Raw genomic sequence first — 16925 nt, 5'->3', positions numbered from 1 at the left:
CGTACGCCCAACGGCTCATTGAGCTCGTAGCCGAATTTTCAAACTGCGACATTCCCGACGGTGCGTTGACGCATCGTCGCCACCCCGATACGGGATGGGACAATCGATCTCGAAGGATTTCCCGCATGGTGCATTACGCGGACGGGCGGCCGATCGGCGATTTGACTCTGCGGACGCTGGCCATGCCTTCCGACGCCAATGCGGCGGGCGATATTTTTGGCGGCTGGGTGATGGCGCAGATGGATCTCGCCTGCGGCATCCGCGCCGCCGAGCGCGCCAAGGGCCGCGTGGTGACGGCGGCGGTGAAGGAAATGTCCTTCGCCAAGCCGATGAAGATTGGCGACACGCTGTGCATCTACACGCATGTCGAACGCGTCGGCCGCACCTCGATGACGCTCAAGGTCGAGGCCTGGGCGCAGCGCTATCTCTCCGACCTGATGGAGAAGGTCACCCATGCCGACTTCGTCATGGTGGCGCTGGACGGCGAAGGCAAGCCGAAGGCGGTTCCCGCGGAAGGCTGACCGGCCTGATTCCAGAAGATGGATTTAAACAGCCGTCTCTCCCGCGCGGGGGATGCGGGCAGCGATGCGGCGTGGTCTTTGACCAACGGGTTCCCGCATGCGCGCCTGCAGCGCGAGCGACGGGATCTTGGGAGGAAAGACAATGCGTCAACACATGCTGAACGCTGCCCTGGCCGGTGCGTTTGCAGCCTTGCTCTGCCTGTCGTCCGCAAGCGCTTTTGCCGAGGTCAAAAAAGGCGATCCAGGCGCCACCTGCACGTCGGAAAACCGCACCATCAACGGGCAGGCGGCCAAGTGCGAGATCTGCTCGGCGACGAAATGCGACACCAGCGGTACGACGGTGAGCAATTGCCGGAAGGAGACGACCACGACCTGCACGATTGGCGGCAAGGTGGTCAGTCCCAACCCGAAATGGAACCGGATCGAGAAGCTGCCGAAGAGCAAGATGCAATTACAGCAGTAGGGCTCATCCGGAGGATCCCCGTCAGGTTCAAACCCTTGCAGCGCAAGGGCTCAGCTGTGCATGGCGTCGAATTTTTCGCGCGCGACCTTGACACGCTCGGTGTTCTTGCGCGCCCATTCGCCGAGTGCACCGACCGGCACCAGAAGCTCGTAGCCAAGGTCGGTCAATTCGTAGTCGACCCGCGGCGGGATGGTCGGGAACACGGTGCGCGTGACGAAGCCGTCGCGCTCGAGCCCGCGCAAAGTGGTGGTCAGCATCTTCTGTGAAATGCCGCCGACCGCGCTGCGCAGCTCGTTGAAACGCAGCGGCCCGTCGCCGAGCTTGCCGACGACGAGCACGGTCCATTTGTCGCCGACGCGCTGCAGGATTTCCGAGATGGCGCGGCAGTCCTCGGTGCGGTGCGGGTGCCTTGGTAACAAAAAAGTGCCTCCTTGCACATTGAATGGCCAGTTACTCATATAGCGCAGGTATCTAAACGATACCAGTATTCCTGTAAGGAGAGCCCCTCTATGTCAAAACCCAAAATCGCCATCGTCATTGGTTCGACCCGCGCCGCGCGCTTTGCCGACGTCCCGGCCCAATGGATTGCCAAGATCGCCAGGTCGCATGCCGACATCGATGTCGAAGTCGTCGACCTGCGCGATTTCCCGCTGCCGTTCTTCGATGAGGTCGCATCCTCCGCCTGGGCGCCGTCGCAGAACGAAGTGGCGCAGCGCTGGCAAAAGAAGGTCGCCGGATTCGACGGCTTCATCTTCACCGCCGCCGAATACAATCATGGCCCGACGGCCGTGCTGAAGAACGCCATCGACTACGCCGCCAACGAGTGGAACAAGAAGGCGGCCGGCTTCGTCGGCTATGGCAGCGTTGGTGGCGCGCGTGCGGTCGAGCAGCTGAGGCTGCATGCGATCGAGTTGCAGATGGCGCCGGTGAAGTCCGCCGTCCACATCGCCTGGGCCGAGTTCCTTGCGGTCAAGCAAGGTGAGAAGAAGCTCGATGAATTCGAGCACCTCAACCAGGCGGCAACCGCGCTCGTCAACGACATTGCATGGTGGGCCAGGGTACTGAAGACGGCGCGTCAGGCCGATGCCGTCGCCGAGGAAGTCAAGGCGGCCTGAGCGCAGGTTCGAACAATCCTCCCAAGGATTAATTCTCCCAAGGATTCAGGGCGGCGCATGCGCCGCCCGTTTTTTTCAGACGGCATGCGCGTCCTGCGCTTGCCTTGGCCTGATGATGCAATCGGCAAGGCGGTCCATCTCATTCAACTCGTCGGCGTGGTGCTGACCCCACTGGCAAAGTGCCAGCAGGATGGGCTCGAGGCTGAGGCCGAGCCGCGTCGCCGAATATTCCACGCGCGAGGGGATCTCGGCAAAGATCTCGCGGCGAACGAGGCCGTGCTCTTCCATGTCGCGAAGCTGCTGGATCAGCACTTTCTGCGTGATATTGGGCATCAATCCTTGCAGCGCCGACAGCCGCCGCGGCCCGTCGAAGAGATGGTAGAGGATGATCGCCTTCCAGCGGCCCGAAATCACTTTCAGCGCGCGCTCGGCCGGCAGCATCGGCAGTCTCTTGATCAGCTTGGCCATGGTCACCTCCCGGTCAGCGGCGGACAAATCGGTGTGTGGTCGAAGCCAGGCAGATAGTGGCAAACAGCGGCCGATGCCAATAACGATCGGTGCGTGTGATGAGAGCCATTCAACTGAACCGTTTCGGCGACCCTGACGTTCTCGAAATGGTTGAGGTGCCGAAGCCCGAGCCGCAAGCCGGCGAGGTCCTGGTCCGCGTTCGTGCGGCCGGGGTGAATTTCTTCGAAGTGCTGATGCGCGCAGATCGCTACGCGGTGACGCCGCAACTGCCGATGATCCTTGGCGTCGAGGCCGCCGGGATCGTGGAGGCGCTCGGGCATGGGGTGGATGCTTCCTTGCTCGGCACGCGCGTCGCCGCGCCGTTGTTCGCCTCGAGCCGCCCGTTAGGCGGCTATGCCGATTATGTGACGATTGACGCAAGCCTGGCCGTGCCCTTGCCGGATGCGCTCTCGTTCGAAGCCTCGACGGCATTGATGGTGCAAGGACTGACGGCGTTGCATCTGTCGCGGCAAAGCCCGCCGGCCGGCAAATCGGTGCTGGTCGCCGCTGCCGCGGGCGGCGTCGGTTCGTTGCTTGTCCAGCTTGCGAAGCGGGCAGGGGCGAGCAATGTCATCGCGGCTGCCGGCAGCAAGGCCAAGCTCGATCTTGCTTTGTCGCTGGGGGCCGACGTTGCCGTCGACTACAGCAAAACGGACTGGCCAGAGCGCATCCGGGTAGCGACAGGCGGCGCCGGCGTCGACATCGTCTACGACATTGTCGGCGGCCCGCTGACGGCGGTTGCGCTGGAGGCTCTGGCACCTCGCGGAGAGCTGGCGTTTGCCGCACTTGGCAGATACGCGCTCGGCGCCCCGGAGATGGAGGCGATGATCGGCCGCAACCAGTCGCTGAGGGGTTTTGCACTGCTGCCGCTGCTGTCTCCAGACGTGCTCCGTGACGACCTGTCGGGGCTCTTCAATCTGGCGGCAAGTGGTGAGCTTAAAGTGACCAACGGCGGTCGCTTCCCGCTCGACCAGGCCAGTCAGGCGCATCGCCTGCTGGAGGAGCGCGGCGCGACCGGCAAGGTCGTCTTGATACCCTAGTAGTGCTCGGCAAGGAGCCGGGGATCCGGGCTTGTGCCGTTCCGGCCGTCAGCGAACCCGATAGAACGGATTTGGCAACAGGAACAGCTTCTCGGCATGCCCCCCGAACAAGTCGGATGGCTGGTCGCCGACATTGGCAATTATCGTGTAGCCGGCCTTTTCGATTTCGGCTCTTATGAGTGCCTTGAAATCTGCGGCGGAACCATATTTGGCTCCAGGCTGGACCATGTAAAGGTGCTCATAGCCGGCATAGCCCGCCGACTGCAGGTTCTGTTCGGTTGCCTGACGCTGGTCCTCCGGACGTCCGGTGATGAAGAACACCGCGACTTTCGCCGTTCGCGCCTGCCGGAAGACCTCCAGCACCGGGTCAATGGCCGGATCCTTCGCAAGCTGGTCCCAGGCGGCCCAGCCACAGGGACCGTCGATTGCGATATCGCAGGCGCCGCTGATCGGGCGGCCGAAATTGTCACGTGTGATCACTTCCCAGTTGGCCAAAGCCGTCTCGTCGATGTCGAGCACCAGTGCGGGGCGAGGCACCTCCGTCGCGCGCTTGACGACCCAGTCGCCGGCCTGCTTCGCCACTGCGGCAAGGTCGCGATCATAGTCGCCGGAATCATGATAATTGGCAGCCGCCAGCATCGCATCGCCGACATTGGCTGGCTGGGACGGGCTTGTGAGAAGGAGCGAATCGGAACGTGCCGGCACAGGAACATTTGTGCCGATCATCAGCACGATTGCCCCGACACGCGCAATTCTATTCCAACCAATCGCCCGCATCACGAGACTTTGCGGTCACGAGAAGTCCGCTGTCAAGCGAGACCGAACAGACGACCGTGCTCCCGGGTGAATTGTGACACGCTTTCGTAACCGACCGCGAACGCCGCGCTGCTCGCGGTCTTTTCCTCCGACAGGTGACGCACCGCCGAAATCTCCGGCGCAAGTGCGTCACCCCAGGTCATAGCCAACACGGCCTTGACCGTGCCCTACGCCGCCTGAACGATCTCGACCAGTTCAACGTCGAACACCAGATCCCGCCCGGCCAACGGATGATTGCCGTCGAGCTTGACGCTGGCGTCGTCCACGCCGACGACTGTTACCGGCATCGGGCGCCCTTCTGGGGTTCTGACCTGCAATCGAGTGCCGATATCGACGTTGATGTTGTCTGGTACGCGGGCGCGGTCAACGGTCATGACCGCTTCGGGGCGGTGGGGGCCATAGGCGGCCTCGGCGGGAACAGTCACGGTGCTTTTCGCGCCCACCTCCATGCCCTCGACATGGGTTTCAAGACCGGGAATCACCTGTCCTTCACCCAGCGTGAATTGCAGCGGTTCGTTGCCGGAAGAATCGAATTGGGTGCCGTCTGCGAGGCGGCCATTGTAATTGATGCGCACGGTGTCGCCATTCTTGGCCTGTGTCATGGTAGTCATCCTTTTGGAAGGTTTTGAGGGGCCGGCCAGAGCTCACGGTCCCGTCCTCGATCATCCACGCACTCAAGTGCACGGCGCGAGACGTTAAAACTAGGTGCCTGGCTGCCGATGTAAACCCCGATTGAGCTACGTCGGTATGACGCCGCCGGCGCTCGCCGCCTCCGGCAGGAGTGCGCCGGACTGGCGGTCATGCCGCCTCAACCCATTCAGGCGGCGTGCAAATGGCGGCTAGATCAGGTTATGGCCGCCATCGATGCGGATTGTCTCGCCGGTCGTGAACTCGCTTTCCATGAGGTAGACATAGGCGGCGGCGACGTCCGCAGCGGTCGGAATTTTTCTCGATGGCAACCGGGCAGCCATATCGGCAAAGAATCCGGATTTGGCTTCTCCAACAATGTCCCACATCGGTGTGTCGACCCATCCGGGAGACACGACATTGACGCGCGTCGGGGCCAGTTCGAGCGCCAGGGCGCGGGCGAAGTAGCTGAATGAGCCGGCAATCGCGGAGACGACTGCACCTCCCGGCACCGGCGGCTTGTCCTTGTTGATACCCGACGTGAAGGTCATGGAGCCGCCGGCCCTCAGGGTGCGCACAGCGTGCTTGGCGAGCATGACGGCGCCAATCAGCTTGTTGTCGACGAAGCGCCGCACCGCCTCCATGTCGGTACCGCCGATGGGATCGCCGGGCGGCAGTGTTCCGGCGGTCGATACGAGGTGATCGAAATGACCGGCCTCTTCGAACAGGCGAGCGACGTCTGCTTCGTCGGTCATGTCGGCGACCAAACTTGTCACGCGATTACCCGCATTGAGCGTCCGTTCGGCCGCCTGCAGTTTCTCTTGCGACCGGCTGACGATCACGACCGTCGCTCCGCTGTTGAGCGCAGCTTCCGCGACGCCAAGACCAATGCCGGAGCTGCCTCCGACGACGATGACTTTCCTGTCCACGAGCGATGTCACGGGAGGTCTCCATTCGTTTGCGATGTAGGTGAGGGTCAAGCCTTGCCGGCGTAGGCGGCTTCGAGGTCGGCGATGATGATCTTGCGCATCCCATACATCGCCTGCCGGACGCGGTTGGCCTTTTCGCGATCCGGATCGGCACTGAGCCGCGGCAGGATTTCCGGGATGACCTGCCAATAGACGCCGAACTTGTCAGTGAGCCAGCCGCAGGGTTGTTCCCTGCCGCCGCCGGCGGTGAGCGCCTCATAGTAGTAGTCGGTCTCGGCCTGGTCCTTGGTCTCGATGTAGAGCGAGAGCCGCTCGTTAAAGGGCGGCTGCGGCCCGGCGTTGAGCGCTGTAAGGTGCAGTCCCTCGAGTTCGAAATCGAAGGTGGCATGCGGGACCGTCTTGTTGGTTCCGGACACCCAGTCGGTGTATTCGATCGTCTCGAGCACTTTGCCGTTCTTGAAGACCGAGAGATAGAAATCGCGGGCCTCCTTGGCGTCGGTGTTGAACCAGAGGAATGGATGGATGGTGGCCATGTCCGTTCTCCGTTAATTCCTTGCGACAGCGATCTTTCGCGAAGAACCTGTCCGCCGTTACTTTCGTTCAGGCTAGCGGCGGTCCGACTGCCGATAGATCGAGCCGTCCCAGTCGCGGGCCAACCCGAGGTCTTCGAGCCGGCGGGTCGAGAAGCGTGCAATCAGCCGCTCGGTCCGGCGCCGGCTGCTCGAGGCGAGGATGCGGCCGGCCATGCCGGTCAGGACGTCGACGATGGGTTCAACTCGTTTGGCGCTCATGGTGCTCTCCCAGGGTTGCGGCAGTTTTGGTGTTGGTAGTTGCCCCGCGACTTTCGTCAGCGAGAGTATCAGTCACATCAGACTTGCCTTTTGCAGCGGCGGTGGATGGCTGATTACGTGAGCAAACATGCCGTCTTCCGGTCTGGACGACAAACGACTTATCGGCGACAATGTGTGAGCATCGCTCACACATGCAGGTATCGATCATGCCCCGGAAACTGCCTCCCCTCACCACCTTGCCGAGCTTCGAGGCGGCGGCGCGCCTGTTGAGTTTCTCCAAGGCGGCAGAGGAACTTCATGTCACCCACGGCGCCATCAGCCGGGCGATCAAGAACCTTGAGGATCAGCTCGGTGTGCAGCTGTTCGAGCGCGGTACGCGTTCGGTGAGCCTGACCGCCGTCGGCGAGCCCTATGCGCGGGCGGTGCGCGAGGTGCTCGACCAGTTGGCTGCCGCCACCGCTGCAGCAACGGCCCGCTATTCGAGCTCGACACTGAACGTCAGTACCTCCGATGGCTTCGCGGGGAGATGGCTGGTGCCACGCCTCTATCGCTTTCACCGTGCGCATGGCGACATCGATGTGCGGGTTTCGACGAGCGGGAAGCTGACCAACTTCCTCGGCGACGGCATCGATGTCGCGGTCCGCTATGGCAGCGGAAATTATGCGGGGCTCACGTCAGAGTTCTTGACCGGCGAGGAGGTGTTTCCAGTGTGCAGCCCAAAGCTTCTTGAGGGTGCACATCCGCTCCGCACTCCTCAGGATCTTAAACATCACACGCTGATCCGTGACAGCTTTCCGATCGACTGGGCGACCTGGCTCGCAAGCGCCGGGGTCGACGGCGTGGACCCGCAGAGCGGGATTACCTTCGACTCTGCCACCTTTGCGATGGAGTCGGCAGCACAAGGCGAAGGGGTGGTGCTGGGCCGGACCATGCTCGTTGCAGCCGACCTTGCCGCCGGGCGACTTGTCCGGCCCTTCGGCCACGCCCTGAAATCCCCCTCCAGCTTCTATCTCGTCTACCCGCCAGCGGCGATCCGTCAGCGCAAAGTCAGGGCTTTTCGGGATTGGCTGCTTTCAGAAGTCACGCCGCAAATGGGGTGACGGGAAGGCCGAGCCGAGGGGACAGTTCGCCTACAGATCAATGTCCGAAAAACCGCTACTATCAGCTCGCCCGAACTGCGGTGATGATCCAGGCACGCGAGTCGAAAAGCACGCCGTCCGCGGTCAAGCGCGCGTCGAGCAGTTCGCGCAACCGCCGCAGCGCCGCAGCGACATCCACATCCGCGCTAGCCAGCGGATCCTTCACCAGTTGCAGGCCAAGCAAAGCGTCATAAGCCGCATCGACGTCCAGGCCATAGAAAACCGGTTCATGCACTTCGGCAAAGTCGACCGAAACAAAACCGGACGCACGCAAGACCTCCGCGGTGATGACGGGGTCACCGAGCGAAAACGGGGTGGCGGCGGCTGCCGATATGGCGGTCCCCGGCGCAATCGCCCGCTGAATGGCAGTCGCCCACTCGTTGCGGTCCTGGCCCTGCCATACCATCCACACAAGACGTGCCCCTGGTCGCATCGCCCGGCCGATATTGGCGAACGCCGCCGCCGGATCGGCAAAGAACATCACGCCAAAGCGACTGATGCACAGATCGAAGCCGGCAGGCGGAAACGCCAGCAATTGCGCATTGCCGCGCTCGAAGGCGACGTTTCGCAATCCCTCGTCCGCGCTACGCCTCCGGGCGAACTCGAGCATCTCGGCCGATACGTCCACCCCGAGCACGCTGCCTTCCACCGCGACGCGGGCAGCATCGCGAGAAGATTGTCCCGAGCCGCATCCGATATCGAGCACGCGATCACGCGTTCCCGCCTTGACGGCAGCCCTGAAGACCTCGTTGTGCCGTCGCAGCTCGGCGTCGTAAAACTCGGCGCAGTTCAACACCATCGCACGCCTGCCTGGACATGATGGGCACGGCGGCATTCCCAGCCGCTCCGCTCTGATCTTGTCGATGATCTCCTCAGCCGGGTGATGCACCGACTTCTGCTTCGGGTCACCCCAGCACTATCAGCCGCGCCGCGCTGCCTCGATCGCGGCAACGTCGATTTTCTTCATCTCCATCATCGCCTCGAATGCGCGCTTTGCTTCGTCGCCGCCGGCAGCCATCGCCTCGGTCAGAACGCGCGGCGTGATTTGCCAGGAGATGCCCCATTTGTCCTTGCACCAACCGCAGGCACTTTCCTGGCCGCCATTGCCGACGATGGCGTTCCAGTAGCGGTCGGTCTCCTGCTGATCGTCGGTGGCGATCTGGAAGGAGAAGGCTTCGTTGTGTTTGAACGCGGGACCGCCATTGAGGCCGAGGCAGGGGATGCCGGCGACCGTGAACTCGACCGTCAGCACGTCGCCCGCCTTGCCGGACGGGTAGTCGCTGGGAGCGCGGTGGACGGATTTCACCAAGCTGTCGGGGAAAGTCTCGGCATAGAAGCGGGCCGCAGCCTCGGCGTCCTTGTCATACCAAAGGCAGATCGTGTTCTTGGCGATTGTCATTGCTGGTCCCTTTGCTTTTGAATCAACCTGGGCTTTTGATCAACCTGGGCTTTTGGAAACAACCTGGGCTTTTGAAATCAACCCGGGCCTTGAAGTCAATCCGGGCTTTTGCACAGCCAGCCTCGGCGTTGCACTACGAAAATGGAATGCGCTCGTGCCATCTGACGTTCCGACAGCAACACCTGCACGGCATCAAGGTATCACGGCTGGCACTTTTAAGACCAGATGTGGGCAGTGACTCGAACGGGCGACGGTCCGCCGGGTCCCGACCGGTGGCCTTCACTTTTTTGTCTGGGGCAGCTTTGTTTGGGGCAGCGCCGCTTTGCTCAAGGGCGTGCTGGCTTTCGGTTGGGCGCCCCGGTGCCTCAGGAGGCGCACAAGCAAGTTCCGTCTGCCCTTGCGCGGGACGAGATCGATATCGCTGACAAGCTTTGCGCCGCCCTCGCGACGCTCCAACGTGATCTTGCGGCTATGAAAGGTTTCCAGCTCGGCGCGATGCGCTACGCTGATGATGGTGACCTTCGGCAATTCGCGAATGATCATCTCCATCATCTTGTCCTGGCTCTTCTCATCAAGTGCTGAGGTTGCTTCATCCAGCACTATGATATCGGGGCTGTGCAGCAGAAGACGCGCGAAGGCGAGCCGCTGCTTTTCGCCACCCGACAAGGTCTGGTCCCATGGCGCGTCCTCTTCGATCTTGGCGTTGAGATAATCGAGTCCCACCTTGTCGAGAGCCGCCTTGATCTTTTTCAGCGTCCAGTTGTCGGCGGCGCCTGGATAGGCGACTGCGCGGCGAAGCGTCCCGGTGGGGATGTAAGGCCGTTGCGGCAACATGAACAACCGTCTGTCGGCGTGGATGTTGACGCTGCCGCTACCCCACGGCCACAGGCCTGCGACGGCCCGCACCAGCGTGCTCTTGCCTGAGCCGGATTCGCCGGCAACGAGCACCCGCTCGGCTGGTTTGATCACGACCTCGGTTTCCTTGACCACGGCGGTACCGTCGTCGAGCGACACGGAGAGATTGTTCAGCCCAAGCATCGCATCGCCTTCGGTTTCGCCGCGCTTAATGCGTCCAAGGGTGTTGCTCTGTTCCGCCCGCTCAAGCCCGTCGAGCGACATCATCAGCGAGGCGATGCGCCGTGCACAGGCATTCCAATCAGCGAGACGGGGGTAGTTGTCGACCAGCCATCCGAACGCGCCCTGCACGATGGCAAAGGCCGAGGCAGCCTGCATTACCTGTCCAAGTGTCATGCTGCCTTCGAGAAACTTTGGAGCGCAAAGCAGAACCGGCACGACCGGCGCAAACAGGCTCGACCCCTGCGACACCAGCGCTGTGCGCATGTGCTGGCCTGCAAGGAGCGCCCACTGCCTGAGCACATGGGCGAATGTCTTGTCCATGCCGCTGCGCTCCTCCTCCTCGCCGCCGAGCAATGCGATACTCTCGCCGTTTTCCCGCACGCGCGTCAGCGTGTAGCGGAACTCAGCTTCCGCCTGGTTTTTTTCCTCGGAGAGGTGGACGAAATGGCGGCCGATGACCGCCATCGAGGTGGACGTGATGGCGGCATAGATTACCGCGGTGACGACCAGGAAGCCGGGAATGGTGACGGTCGAACCTGCAATCGGCAGGGTCAAGGCGCCGCCGATCGTCCACAGCACCACGATGAAGGTCGAGGCCGACAGAAATGCGACGATGACACCGGCAATGAAATCGACGGGCGATTCTGTGGCAATCCGCAAATCCTCGGCGATGCGGGCTTCGGGATTGCTGTGGTCACCGCCGACGAGGTTCAGCTGATAGTAGCGGCCGCTTGCCAGCCAACGCGCGATGACTGCGGTGGTGAGCCAGGAGCGCCAGCGGCGCTGTATCGTCATACGAAAGAAGACTTGTGCCACCACAAGGCTTGTGCTTCCGAGCACGAGCGGCACGAAAACGGCGCTCAGCCGATATACGGTATGGGCGTCGCGTTGCTCAATGGCGTCGAAAATTGCGCGATTCCAGACATTGATCCCATACTGGAAGCCGACATTGGTGACGATCAGGACCAACAGCCCGATCGTGCACGGCCAAGCGAGCCTATCGCCAATGCTGCCCCAGTAACCGCGCGCGCTGATCCAGAAACGCTTCAGCAGGTACCTCTTGCGCGCCTGCTCGGCCTCTTCGGGTGTCAGCTCCGGATCGGGTTCGATGAAATCCGGCGGCGGCGCGGCCTCGCCGACGACCTCGGACGCGGCTTCGACAGTCGATTGTTTCTCGTGGCGCGACTTCTCGGCATCGCGCAATTGGGCGGCGTCAACCGATTTCGGCTTGAATCTAGCCTCGGGCATCCGGCGATAACGGCTTAAAAATCAGAAGGTTTCATAGCGTCCGCTCGAGATGGTCAGCTGCCAACAGCGCCTGGGCTTGGAGAAGCGCCGCGCTAAATTAGCTGCAAGGTCGGCCTGACATCGCTTTTCCCGAAGCGACTGCCTCAGGCCGCCTTCCGCTGGGATTTCCATGCTTCGTGGTGCTTTCCCCACGCCGACATCACCGTCACGGCATCGTTCAGGCTAAAGCCCAGCGGCGTGATCGAGTATTCCACGCGCGGCGGAACCTCGTCGTAAGAGCGCCGGCTGATCAGGCCGTCGGCTTCCATCTGCCGCAATTGTTGCGTGAGCATTTTCTCGCTGACGCCGGGCAACAACCGGCGCAATTCCGCGAAGCGGTATGGCCGCAGATGCAGTTCCCACAGCAGCGAGGTTTTCCATTTTCCGCCGATGGCCTGCAGTGCGGCGGCAAAACCGCAGCTGTCCGGTTCCTTGCATCTCATTTGGCAGTCCCTGTCATGATGCCGCTAGCTTACCTCAAGGTGCGTACTTCTCAGCGCATTGAGAATTTATATCTTCGGCTCCGGCGCGCCAAACATAAACCAACCCTCGTCGCGAGGGCCAACGCCTATCGGAGAAGTTATCATGGTATCGAATGTCTGCGTGCTCGGCGCGGGCCGAATGGGCTCGTCCATTATTCGAACACTGCTCGACCGCGGCTATCCAACATGGGTCTGGAATCGGACCGCGGCAAAGTGCAGCCCGCTGACGGCTTTGGGCGCCAAGGTCGCCCCTTCGGTGGCGGATGGGTTCCGAGCGGCCGATGTCGTGATCATCAATGTTCTCGACTATGCCGCCAGCGACGCTTTGCTGAAGCAGGACGGCGTCGCTTCGGTATTGGCCGGTAAAGCCGTCGTGCAACTCACCTCCGGCTCACCGCGTCTGGCGCGGGAAGAAGCTCGCTGGGTGGAGGCGCATGGTGCCGGGTATCTGGACGGGGCAATCATGGCCACTCCGGATTTCATCGGAAAACCCGAGACCGCATTGCTCTATTCGGGTTCCCGCAGCGTCTACGAGACGCACAAATCCCTGCTTCTCGCGCTCGGCGGCGGTACCAGCTATGTCGGGGAGATTCCCGGCCAGGCTTCGGCGCTCGATATTGCACTGCTCACCCAGATGTGGGGCGGGCTCTTCGGAGCATTGCAGGGGATGGCTGTTGCCGAGGTCGAAGGTCTCAGCCTGAAGATGTTCCGGAGCCATCTCTCGGCATTCAAGCCGGTGGTCGATGCGGCTCTCTTCGACCTGGTCGATAGGACAAATGTCAGGCGCTTTGCCGGCGACGACGCAACGCTGGCATCATTGGCGGCCCACTACAGCGCCTTCCAGCACCTGCTCGAGGTTTGTGACGAGCGAGGGCTCGACGCGGCTATGCCTCGCGCCATGGATACGATCTTTCGGCAGGCGCTTTCGCTCGGGCGCATGGAAGATGATTTTGCATCTCTCGCGCCTCTGTTTCGGAACGGTTCGCCGCATCAGAGCAGGGAAACGGCGCATGCATAGCGGCGGTAAGACGAGACGAACCGCGACCTGCTCATGCCGGGCGGTGGAACTTATCCTCACCGGAGAGCCGCGGCGTGTCTACGCGTGCAGTTGCCTGGAGTGTCAGCGATGCACCGGGACGGCGTTTTCGTACCGGGCCATCTACGCCGACGCGGCCCTCGTCGGACAGAAAGGGGAGACCAGATTCTGGCGCAGAACCTGGTCGTCGGGACAATGGTTGGAGCAGACATTCTGCACCATTTGCGGATCGGTCGTTTTCATGCGGGCAGAAGGATTGAAGGATGCGCTGTCGGTCTCGGTCGGCTGTCTGGAGGACCCGCATTTTCCGGCCCCGGCAACGCTCCACTGGCCTGACAGGAAACATAAATGGCTTTGTTTGGAAGGCTTGCCCAAGGTCGCTTGAGGAGCGAAATGGCGATGCGTGCAGACGCTGGCACAGAGTTGCAACAGAACTTCAGGGATCACTCTGCTGGACGAGCAGTCTCGACAATTCGCTTCAGGCTCTCAAGATTTATTCGCATGCCGCGTTCGAAGAAGCTGGACGCGAGCGGCGCGAGAAGCGCCATCGGCCCGGGAAGCCCTTTTCCGGTAATCGAACCCTCGAGGTGGAGATGCGTTCTGTGGCCTGTCGGCGCCAGCCGAAAGCGGTAGGTGAATGGCGTCGGCCCGCTCAAGCTGGACAAAGTCAGCAGTGCATCGACTTCGAACTCGGTGACCTCCACGATGTTTTCGAGGACCCGCCCGACCGGGCCGGCCGTGAGCTTGGCTACGGACTGCACAGCCGAGTACCAGGCCGGAGCCGCTTCAATATCCTCGATATGACGGAAGACGGTCTGGGCAGGCCTGTCGATCTCGATTGATATGTCGAACATTTGTGACTTATTCCTTCGGGAGATCGGATGATGGCCCATCGCGCCGGGCGATTGCGTTGCCGGCGGCTGTTCCGGCGACCAGAACTCGCAGCAGCCCGACGGCGGTTGTGACCTCGTTCGGCGTGAGCCGCTGGCCCAGCCATCCGTAAAGCCGGGATTCGACCTGCCGGATTTCGGCGGCGAGCCGGTGCCCCTCCTGTGTCAGTTCGAGCTCCACCTGCCGGCGATCGTCGGAGTTTTCCCGCCTGACGACGAGCGCCCGCTCGACCAGCGTGCTTACCAGCCGGCTGGGACTGCCGGTCTCGCAGACCAGCAGCTTGCCAACAGCATTGAGCGACATTGGTCCGCCGGCCTTCAGGCAGCTGATGACTTCAGCCTGGGAAGGGGTGACGCCAAGCGGCGAGAGCAAGTCGGTAAGCAGCCTGTTGCCTTCGCGCTGGGCGCCGAGAATGAGGAATCGGAGCTCCTCTTCTGGTTTCATGCCGCCGCTCCCAGTTCGACCGGGGCGGTCACCAGCTGACGCGTCGCCAGCCGCACGGCGCTCTCCGGATCATGGGTCGGCAGATAGATCGTCGGCTGCTGCTCGGCGAGGTGCCGGACGGCTCGCAGGGTGGCGGCGGCAATTTTTGTATCGGGTCCCACGCCGTCCACCTTGCCGGCAAGCATCAGTGCCTGGTTGTAAGACGTGTCGCCGGCGAGAAAGAGCGTTGCGTCGCCATCCTCCACCAGCACCGAAAGATGACCGGCAGTGTGACCAGGAGTTGCGATCGCCACGACGTCGCCCGCTTTGGTCAAGCGCTTGCTCGCCGCAAATTGGCCGAACGGTCCATCGTCGAGCTCGAGCCGTATGGGGTTGAACCAGTCGGGCCAGCGCTGCGGCAGGTAGCCGCGGAGCATTCCCATGAAACCCGACGCCGTGTCGATCTCACTGGGGGCGGCGAGTATCTGGCTATGGGGAAAATGCACCAAGCCCGCATCGTGGTCCATGTGCAGATGCGTGAGCACCACCCGTTTGACGTCGCGCGGCCCGATGCCCAGGCCACGCAGCTGCGGCCCGATCTCTTCTTCCGGCTCGATACGAAAGTGCACTTCCCAGCGAAAGAACGGATGCAGCGAGCGTCCGTGCCCGTTCAGCAGATGCGCCGCCTGTCCAGTGTCGACAACAATGACGCCTTCGTCATGCTCGATGGCCCAGGCGAAGGTCGGCAACCAGCCGGACCAGTTCCTGTCGGCAAAGATGCTGGCAAGCCCATGGCCGCGTCCTTCGATCTGGGCCGTCTTGATGCGGACCGACCCGGTCCGGATGGCATGTACTTTCATTTTTTCCTCTCCATTAGATGATATGTCATCGTATGACACGTCATATATTGAGGAGTCAATAGAACGGAGGAGAAAAGATCAGCGCGACAGCGATCGCGAGCATCTGCCGCTCAGCCCGACCGCGCAGGCGCTGAATTCCGGAACAAGGGTGCGATTTTGCCGTTGAGCCAGAAACTGGAAGCGACCCGCATGTCCGAATTGCCGAATGAAGAGATCGAAGGGCGGCTGAACGCCCAGCGCGAGACTTTGGCGCTGGTCGTCGCACTGCTTGCCAGCAAGGATACGGCACCCGAGCGAATATGGGCCGAGCTGGAGGCCCGTTTTCAGTTTCAGAACAGTCAGGAGGACCCCGGCGTCCTGCCAAGCAGCGCATTCGCCATCGAGGCTGCGAAGATGCGGGAGTTCAAGCTGATCGCCGAAGAGGCGCGGGCGCGCACTGCGGAATGGAACGGCAGGGACATGCCACAGGGCGCCAGCTGAAGCCCCGGCAAGTGGTTGCAGGACCGGCTATTTTGCGAGGGGCCGAGCAGGCGTCAGCTTTGCCCTAAAAGTGCACGCGCCAACTCTTCCCATTCCTCGTCAAGACTTAAGGTCGATGGCGCGGCGTTGCAGCGGCGATACCAATATTCGGCATTCGACTGGTCGCCTTCCTTGCGGTGGAGATAGGCATGCACGTGCATGCCCGCAGTATCGTCGCGCCGCTGCGCGCACTCGTGCGCCTTAGCCCAATCGCCCTTTGCATCCCACCACAGCGCCTGCAGGGCAGGGCTCAAACCGTCTGGCGGCTGTGGTTTCGCAATCGAATCCCTGAAGGTTTGCAGATCCATTTTTCCACCCTAGCAACGTACAGGGCGCCGATAATACCTGCACCGGCAGCCGACCGATAGCGTGCATCGGGCGGCATAACCGGAATGGGTGTCGGGAGCCGATAACCGCACGGCCAGATGCTTGATTTGGTGACGTGCATGAAATAGTGCGCACCACGGCACCATGATGCCTGAGACAGCGAGGATGGGTAGCGAGCCGATGACAGCCCCCGACAACGCACGCCAATTCTACCACGGCACCCGGGTCGACCTTAAACCGGGAGACCTGATAGAAGCCGGCTACAGCTCCAATTACGGCGCGAGAAAGCAGGCAGCCTGGGTCTATCTGACCGGCACTCTGGATGCGGCCATCTGGGGTGCAGAGCTGGCCGCTGGTGACGGACGGGAAAGGGTCTATATCGTGGAGCCAACCGGCCCGATCATGGACGACCCCAATCTTACGGGCAAGAAATTTCCCGGCAATCCGACGCAGTCCTATCGCTCCCGTGAGCCGCTCAGGATCACGGGCGAGGTCGCCGAGTGGCAGGGCCACTCCCCCGAGCGGCTGAAAGAGATGAAGGACCATATCGAACGGCTGAAGGCGCAAGGCATCGAGGCAATCGATTGATCGCTAAATCCTGCGATTGCCAAGCTTGGCTCTGACCTACGGTCGGCGGCAGTCGCCGCGAAATACGGCTCCACGTCCGCAATGGGTC

At 62.1% G+C, this 16925-nt stretch carries 25 protein-coding genes and 1 pseudogene; 10 read left to right on the top strand and 16 right to left on the bottom strand.

Annotated features, from left to right (window positions below; all coding sequences use genetic code 11):
• Positions 1-125 precede the first annotated feature (125 nt).
• Together NKJ93_RS28620 and NKJ93_RS28615 are read left to right on the top strand one after the other, a co-directional pair.
• Complete coding sequence (locus NKJ93_RS28620; RefSeq protein ID WP_023678380.1) at positions 126-521, top strand: acyl-CoA thioesterase; 396 nt, start codon at positions 126-128, stop codon at positions 519-521.
• Between the two features lie 97 nt (positions 522-618).
• Positions 619-984 carry a hypothetical protein gene (locus tag NKJ93_RS28615; RefSeq protein ID WP_245278591.1) on the top strand — a complete coding sequence of 122 codons (366 nt, stop codon included), beginning with the start codon at positions 619-621 and terminating at the stop codon, positions 982-984.
• 50 nt (positions 985-1034) lie between these two features.
• On the opposite strand, the gene NKJ93_RS28610 is transcribed toward NKJ93_RS28615, so the two are convergent.
• Positions 1035-1403, bottom strand: coding sequence for a winged helix-turn-helix transcriptional regulator (locus NKJ93_RS28610; RefSeq protein ID WP_352494900.1), 369 nt, complete (start codon positions 1401-1403; stop codon positions 1035-1037).
• Between the two features lie 90 nt (positions 1404-1493).
• Between NKJ93_RS28610 and NKJ93_RS28605 the strand changes: the two genes are divergently transcribed.
• Positions 1494-2099 (top strand): NADPH-dependent FMN reductase, encoded by a 606-nt coding sequence (locus tag NKJ93_RS28605; protein ID WP_352494901.1) that lies wholly within the window; start codon positions 1494-1496, stop codon positions 2097-2099.
• 75 nt (positions 2100-2174) lie between these two features.
• Here the strand turns inward: NKJ93_RS28605 and NKJ93_RS28600 are convergent, their stop codons facing one another.
• Entirely contained in the window at positions 2175-2567 is a 393-nt protein-coding gene (locus NKJ93_RS28600; RefSeq protein WP_352483120.1) for a winged helix-turn-helix transcriptional regulator, read from the bottom strand.
• Positions 2568-2665: 98 nt separating this feature from the next.
• Here NKJ93_RS28600 and NKJ93_RS28595 point away from each other — a divergent pair, with 98 nt between their 5' ends.
• A complete protein-coding gene (locus NKJ93_RS28595) occupies positions 2666-3646 on the top strand; it encodes a quinone oxidoreductase family protein (protein WP_352494902.1) in 981 nt (326 codons plus the stop codon).
• 48 nt (positions 3647-3694) lie between these two features.
• Here NKJ93_RS28595 and NKJ93_RS28590 read toward each other — a convergent pair whose 3' ends face one another.
• The 6 genes and pseudogenes from NKJ93_RS28590 to NKJ93_RS28565 all read right to left on the bottom strand — a co-directional run bounded on the left by NKJ93_RS28590 (position 3695) and on the right by NKJ93_RS28565 (position 6809).
• Complete coding sequence (locus NKJ93_RS28590; protein ID WP_352592506.1) at positions 3695-4372, bottom strand: HAD family acid phosphatase; 678 nt, start codon at positions 4370-4372, stop codon at positions 3695-3697.
• A gap of 83 nt (positions 4373-4455) precedes the next feature.
• Positions 4456-4539: pseudogene (locus tag NKJ93_RS28585) on the bottom strand (helix-turn-helix domain-containing protein); the annotation flags it as partial.
• 90 nt (positions 4540-4629) lie between these two features.
• Entirely contained in the window at positions 4630-5064 is a 435-nt protein-coding gene (locus NKJ93_RS28580; protein WP_023719136.1) for an FKBP-type peptidyl-prolyl cis-trans isomerase, read from the bottom strand.
• A gap of 237 nt (positions 5065-5301) precedes the next feature.
• On the bottom strand, positions 5302-6030 hold the full coding sequence (locus tag NKJ93_RS28575) for an SDR family oxidoreductase (protein WP_352592503.1): 729 nt from the start codon (positions 6028-6030) through the stop codon (positions 5302-5304).
• Between the two features lie 35 nt (positions 6031-6065).
• The gene (locus NKJ93_RS28570) at positions 6066-6551 is read right to left on the bottom strand and encodes a VOC family protein (protein ID WP_352483124.1); all 486 of its coding nucleotides are present in this window, start codon (positions 6549-6551) and stop codon (positions 6066-6068) included.
• 72 nt (positions 6552-6623) lie between these two features.
• On the bottom strand, positions 6624-6809 hold the full coding sequence (locus NKJ93_RS28565) for a DUF1127 domain-containing protein (RefSeq protein ID WP_352592500.1): 186 nt from the start codon (positions 6807-6809) through the stop codon (positions 6624-6626).
• Positions 6810-7015: 206 nt separating this feature from the next.
• Between NKJ93_RS28565 and NKJ93_RS28560 the strand changes: the two genes are divergently transcribed.
• The gene (locus NKJ93_RS28560; RefSeq protein ID WP_352592530.1) at positions 7016-7909 is read left to right on the top strand and encodes a transcriptional regulator GcvA; all 894 of its coding nucleotides are present in this window, start codon (positions 7016-7018) and stop codon (positions 7907-7909) included.
• Positions 7910-7970: 61 nt separating this feature from the next.
• Here NKJ93_RS28560 and NKJ93_RS28555 read toward each other — a convergent pair whose 3' ends face one another.
• Together NKJ93_RS28555 and NKJ93_RS28550 are read right to left on the bottom strand one after the other, a co-directional pair.
• Positions 7971-8747, bottom strand: a complete 777-nt coding sequence (locus NKJ93_RS28555; RefSeq protein WP_023719131.1) for a class I SAM-dependent methyltransferase — start codon at positions 8745-8747, stop codon at positions 7971-7973.
• Positions 8748-8867: 120 nt separating this feature from the next.
• Complete coding sequence (locus NKJ93_RS28550) at positions 8868-9341, bottom strand: VOC family protein (RefSeq protein WP_352483215.1); 474 nt, start codon at positions 9339-9341, stop codon at positions 8868-8870.
• Here NKJ93_RS28550 and NKJ93_RS28545 point away from each other — a divergent pair.
• On the top strand, positions 9334-9585 hold the full coding sequence (locus tag NKJ93_RS28545; protein WP_156948077.1) for a hypothetical protein: 252 nt from the start codon (positions 9334-9336) through the stop codon (positions 9583-9585). The genes NKJ93_RS28550 and NKJ93_RS28545 overlap by 8 nt on opposite strands.
• 41 nt (positions 9586-9626) lie before the next feature.
• On the opposite strand, the gene NKJ93_RS28540 is transcribed toward NKJ93_RS28545, so the two are convergent.
• On the bottom strand, positions 9627-11672 hold the full coding sequence (locus tag NKJ93_RS28540; protein WP_352592497.1) for an ABC transporter ATP-binding protein/permease: 2046 nt from the start codon (positions 11670-11672) through the stop codon (positions 9627-9629).
• Between the two features lie 143 nt (positions 11673-11815).
• Positions 11816-12154 (bottom strand): winged helix-turn-helix transcriptional regulator, encoded by a 339-nt coding sequence (locus NKJ93_RS28535; RefSeq protein ID WP_352592494.1) that lies wholly within the window; start codon positions 12152-12154, stop codon positions 11816-11818.
• Positions 12155-12296: 142 nt separating this feature from the next.
• Here NKJ93_RS28535 and NKJ93_RS28530 point away from each other — a divergent pair, with 142 nt between their 5' ends.
• Together NKJ93_RS28530 and NKJ93_RS28525 are read left to right on the top strand one after the other, a co-directional pair.
• Positions 12297-13211, top strand: coding sequence for an NAD(P)-dependent oxidoreductase (locus NKJ93_RS28530; RefSeq protein ID WP_352592491.1), 915 nt, complete (start codon positions 12297-12299; stop codon positions 13209-13211).
• Positions 13138-13614, top strand: coding sequence for a GFA family protein (locus NKJ93_RS28525; protein WP_352592488.1), 477 nt, complete (start codon positions 13138-13140; stop codon positions 13612-13614). Before NKJ93_RS28530 ends, NKJ93_RS28525 begins: the two co-directional genes overlap by 74 nt.
• Positions 13615-13672: 58 nt before the next feature.
• Here NKJ93_RS28525 and NKJ93_RS28520 read toward each other — a convergent pair whose 3' ends face one another.
• From NKJ93_RS28520 to NKJ93_RS28510, 3 genes are read right to left on the bottom strand one after another with little or no spacing between them, the layout of a single operon-like run.
• A complete protein-coding gene (locus NKJ93_RS28520; RefSeq protein WP_023719128.1) occupies positions 13673-14083 on the bottom strand; it encodes an SRPBCC family protein in 411 nt (136 codons plus the stop codon).
• Between the two features lie 7 nt (positions 14084-14090).
• Entirely contained in the window at positions 14091-14564 is a 474-nt protein-coding gene (locus tag NKJ93_RS28515) for a MarR family winged helix-turn-helix transcriptional regulator (protein ID WP_023719127.1), read from the bottom strand.
• The gene (locus NKJ93_RS28510) at positions 14561-15403 is read right to left on the bottom strand and encodes an N-acyl homoserine lactonase family protein (protein WP_352494909.1); all 843 of its coding nucleotides are present in this window, start codon (positions 15401-15403) and stop codon (positions 14561-14563) included. The genes NKJ93_RS28515 and NKJ93_RS28510 overlap by 4 nt, the downstream gene beginning before the upstream one ends.
• A 189-nt stretch (positions 15404-15592) precedes the next feature.
• Here NKJ93_RS28510 and NKJ93_RS28505 point away from each other — a divergent pair, with 189 nt between their 5' ends.
• Positions 15593-15883, top strand: a complete 291-nt coding sequence (locus NKJ93_RS28505) for a hypothetical protein (protein ID WP_352494910.1) — start codon at positions 15593-15595, stop codon at positions 15881-15883.
• A 53-nt stretch (positions 15884-15936) separates the two neighbouring features.
• Here the strand turns inward: NKJ93_RS28505 and NKJ93_RS28500 are convergent, their stop codons facing one another.
• Positions 15937-16230 (bottom strand): hypothetical protein, encoded by a 294-nt coding sequence (locus NKJ93_RS28500; RefSeq protein ID WP_352494911.1) that lies wholly within the window; start codon positions 16228-16230, stop codon positions 15937-15939.
• 199 nt (positions 16231-16429) lie between these two features.
• On the opposite strand from NKJ93_RS28500, the gene arr reads away from it, so the two are divergent.
• Positions 16430-16837 (top strand): NAD(+)--rifampin ADP-ribosyltransferase, encoded by a 408-nt coding sequence (gene arr / locus NKJ93_RS28495; protein ID WP_502895871.1) that lies wholly within the window; start codon positions 16430-16432, stop codon positions 16835-16837.
• The last annotated feature ends 88 nt before the right edge of the window (positions 16838-16925 follow it).

Source organism: Mesorhizobium sp. M0028, assembly GCF_040323855.1.
Taxonomy (GTDB): Bacteria; Pseudomonadota; Alphaproteobacteria; order Rhizobiales; family Rhizobiaceae; genus Mesorhizobium.
This window is presented reverse-complemented; position numbering and strand designations above follow the sequence as displayed.

Bases quoted from the DNA above. Each gene is read 5' to 3' on its own strand.
- NKJ93_RS28620 (WP_023678380.1), top strand. From the start codon at position 126: ATGGTGCATTACGCGGACGGGCGGCCGATCGGCGATTTGACTCTGCGG.
- NKJ93_RS28615 (WP_245278591.1), top strand. From the start codon at position 619: ATGCGCGCCTGCAGCGCGAGCGACGGGATCTTGGGAGGAAAGACAATG.
- NKJ93_RS28605 (WP_352494901.1), top strand. From the start codon at position 1,494: ATGTCAAAACCCAAAATCGCCATCGTCATTGGTTCGACCCGCGCCGCG.
- NKJ93_RS28600 (WP_352483120.1), bottom strand. From the start codon at position 2,567: ATGGCCAAGCTGATCAAGAGACTGCCGATGCTGCCGGCCGAGCGCGCG.
- NKJ93_RS28595 (WP_352494902.1), top strand. From the start codon at position 2,666: ATGAGAGCCATTCAACTGAACCGTTTCGGCGACCCTGACGTTCTCGAA.
- NKJ93_RS28590 (WP_352592506.1), bottom strand. From the start codon at position 4,372: ATGATCGGCACAAATGTTCCTGTGCCGGCACGTTCCGATTCGCTCCTT.
- NKJ93_RS28580 (WP_023719136.1), bottom strand. From the start codon at position 5,064: ATGACACAGGCCAAGAATGGCGACACCGTGCGCATCAATTACAATGGC.
- NKJ93_RS28570 (WP_352483124.1), bottom strand. From the start codon at position 6,551: ATGGCCACCATCCATCCATTCCTCTGGTTCAACACCGACGCCAAGGAG.
- NKJ93_RS28565 (WP_352592500.1), bottom strand. From the start codon at position 6,809: ATGAGCGCCAAACGAGTTGAACCCATCGTCGACGTCCTGACCGGCATG.
- NKJ93_RS28560 (WP_352592530.1), top strand. From the start codon at position 7,016: ATGCCCCGGAAACTGCCTCCCCTCACCACCTTGCCGAGCTTCGAGGCG.
- NKJ93_RS28555 (WP_023719131.1), bottom strand. From the start codon at position 8,747: ATGGTGTTGAACTGCGCCGAGTTTTACGACGCCGAGCTGCGACGGCAC.
- NKJ93_RS28540 (WP_352592497.1), bottom strand. From the start codon at position 11,672: ATGCCCGAGGCTAGATTCAAGCCGAAATCGGTTGACGCCGCCCAATTG.
- NKJ93_RS28535 (WP_352592494.1), bottom strand. From the start codon at position 12,154: ATGAGATGCAAGGAACCGGACAGCTGCGGTTTTGCCGCCGCACTGCAG.
- NKJ93_RS28530 (WP_352592491.1), top strand. From the start codon at position 12,297: ATGGTATCGAATGTCTGCGTGCTCGGCGCGGGCCGAATGGGCTCGTCC.
- NKJ93_RS28525 (WP_352592488.1), top strand. From the start codon at position 13,138: ATGATTTTGCATCTCTCGCGCCTCTGTTTCGGAACGGTTCGCCGCATC.
- NKJ93_RS28520 (WP_023719128.1), bottom strand. From the start codon at position 14,083: ATGTTCGACATATCAATCGAGATCGACAGGCCTGCCCAGACCGTCTTC.
- NKJ93_RS28515 (WP_023719127.1), bottom strand. From the start codon at position 14,564: ATGAAACCAGAAGAGGAGCTCCGATTCCTCATTCTCGGCGCCCAGCGC.
- NKJ93_RS28510 (WP_352494909.1), bottom strand. From the start codon at position 15,403: ATGAAAGTACATGCCATCCGGACCGGGTCGGTCCGCATCAAGACGGCC.
- NKJ93_RS28505 (WP_352494910.1), top strand. From the start codon at position 15,593: ATGTCCGAATTGCCGAATGAAGAGATCGAAGGGCGGCTGAACGCCCAG.
- NKJ93_RS28500 (WP_352494911.1), bottom strand. From the start codon at position 16,230: ATGGATCTGCAAACCTTCAGGGATTCGATTGCGAAACCACAGCCGCCA.
- arr (WP_502895871.1), top strand. From the start codon at position 16,430: ATGACAGCCCCCGACAACGCACGCCAATTCTACCACGGCACCCGGGTC.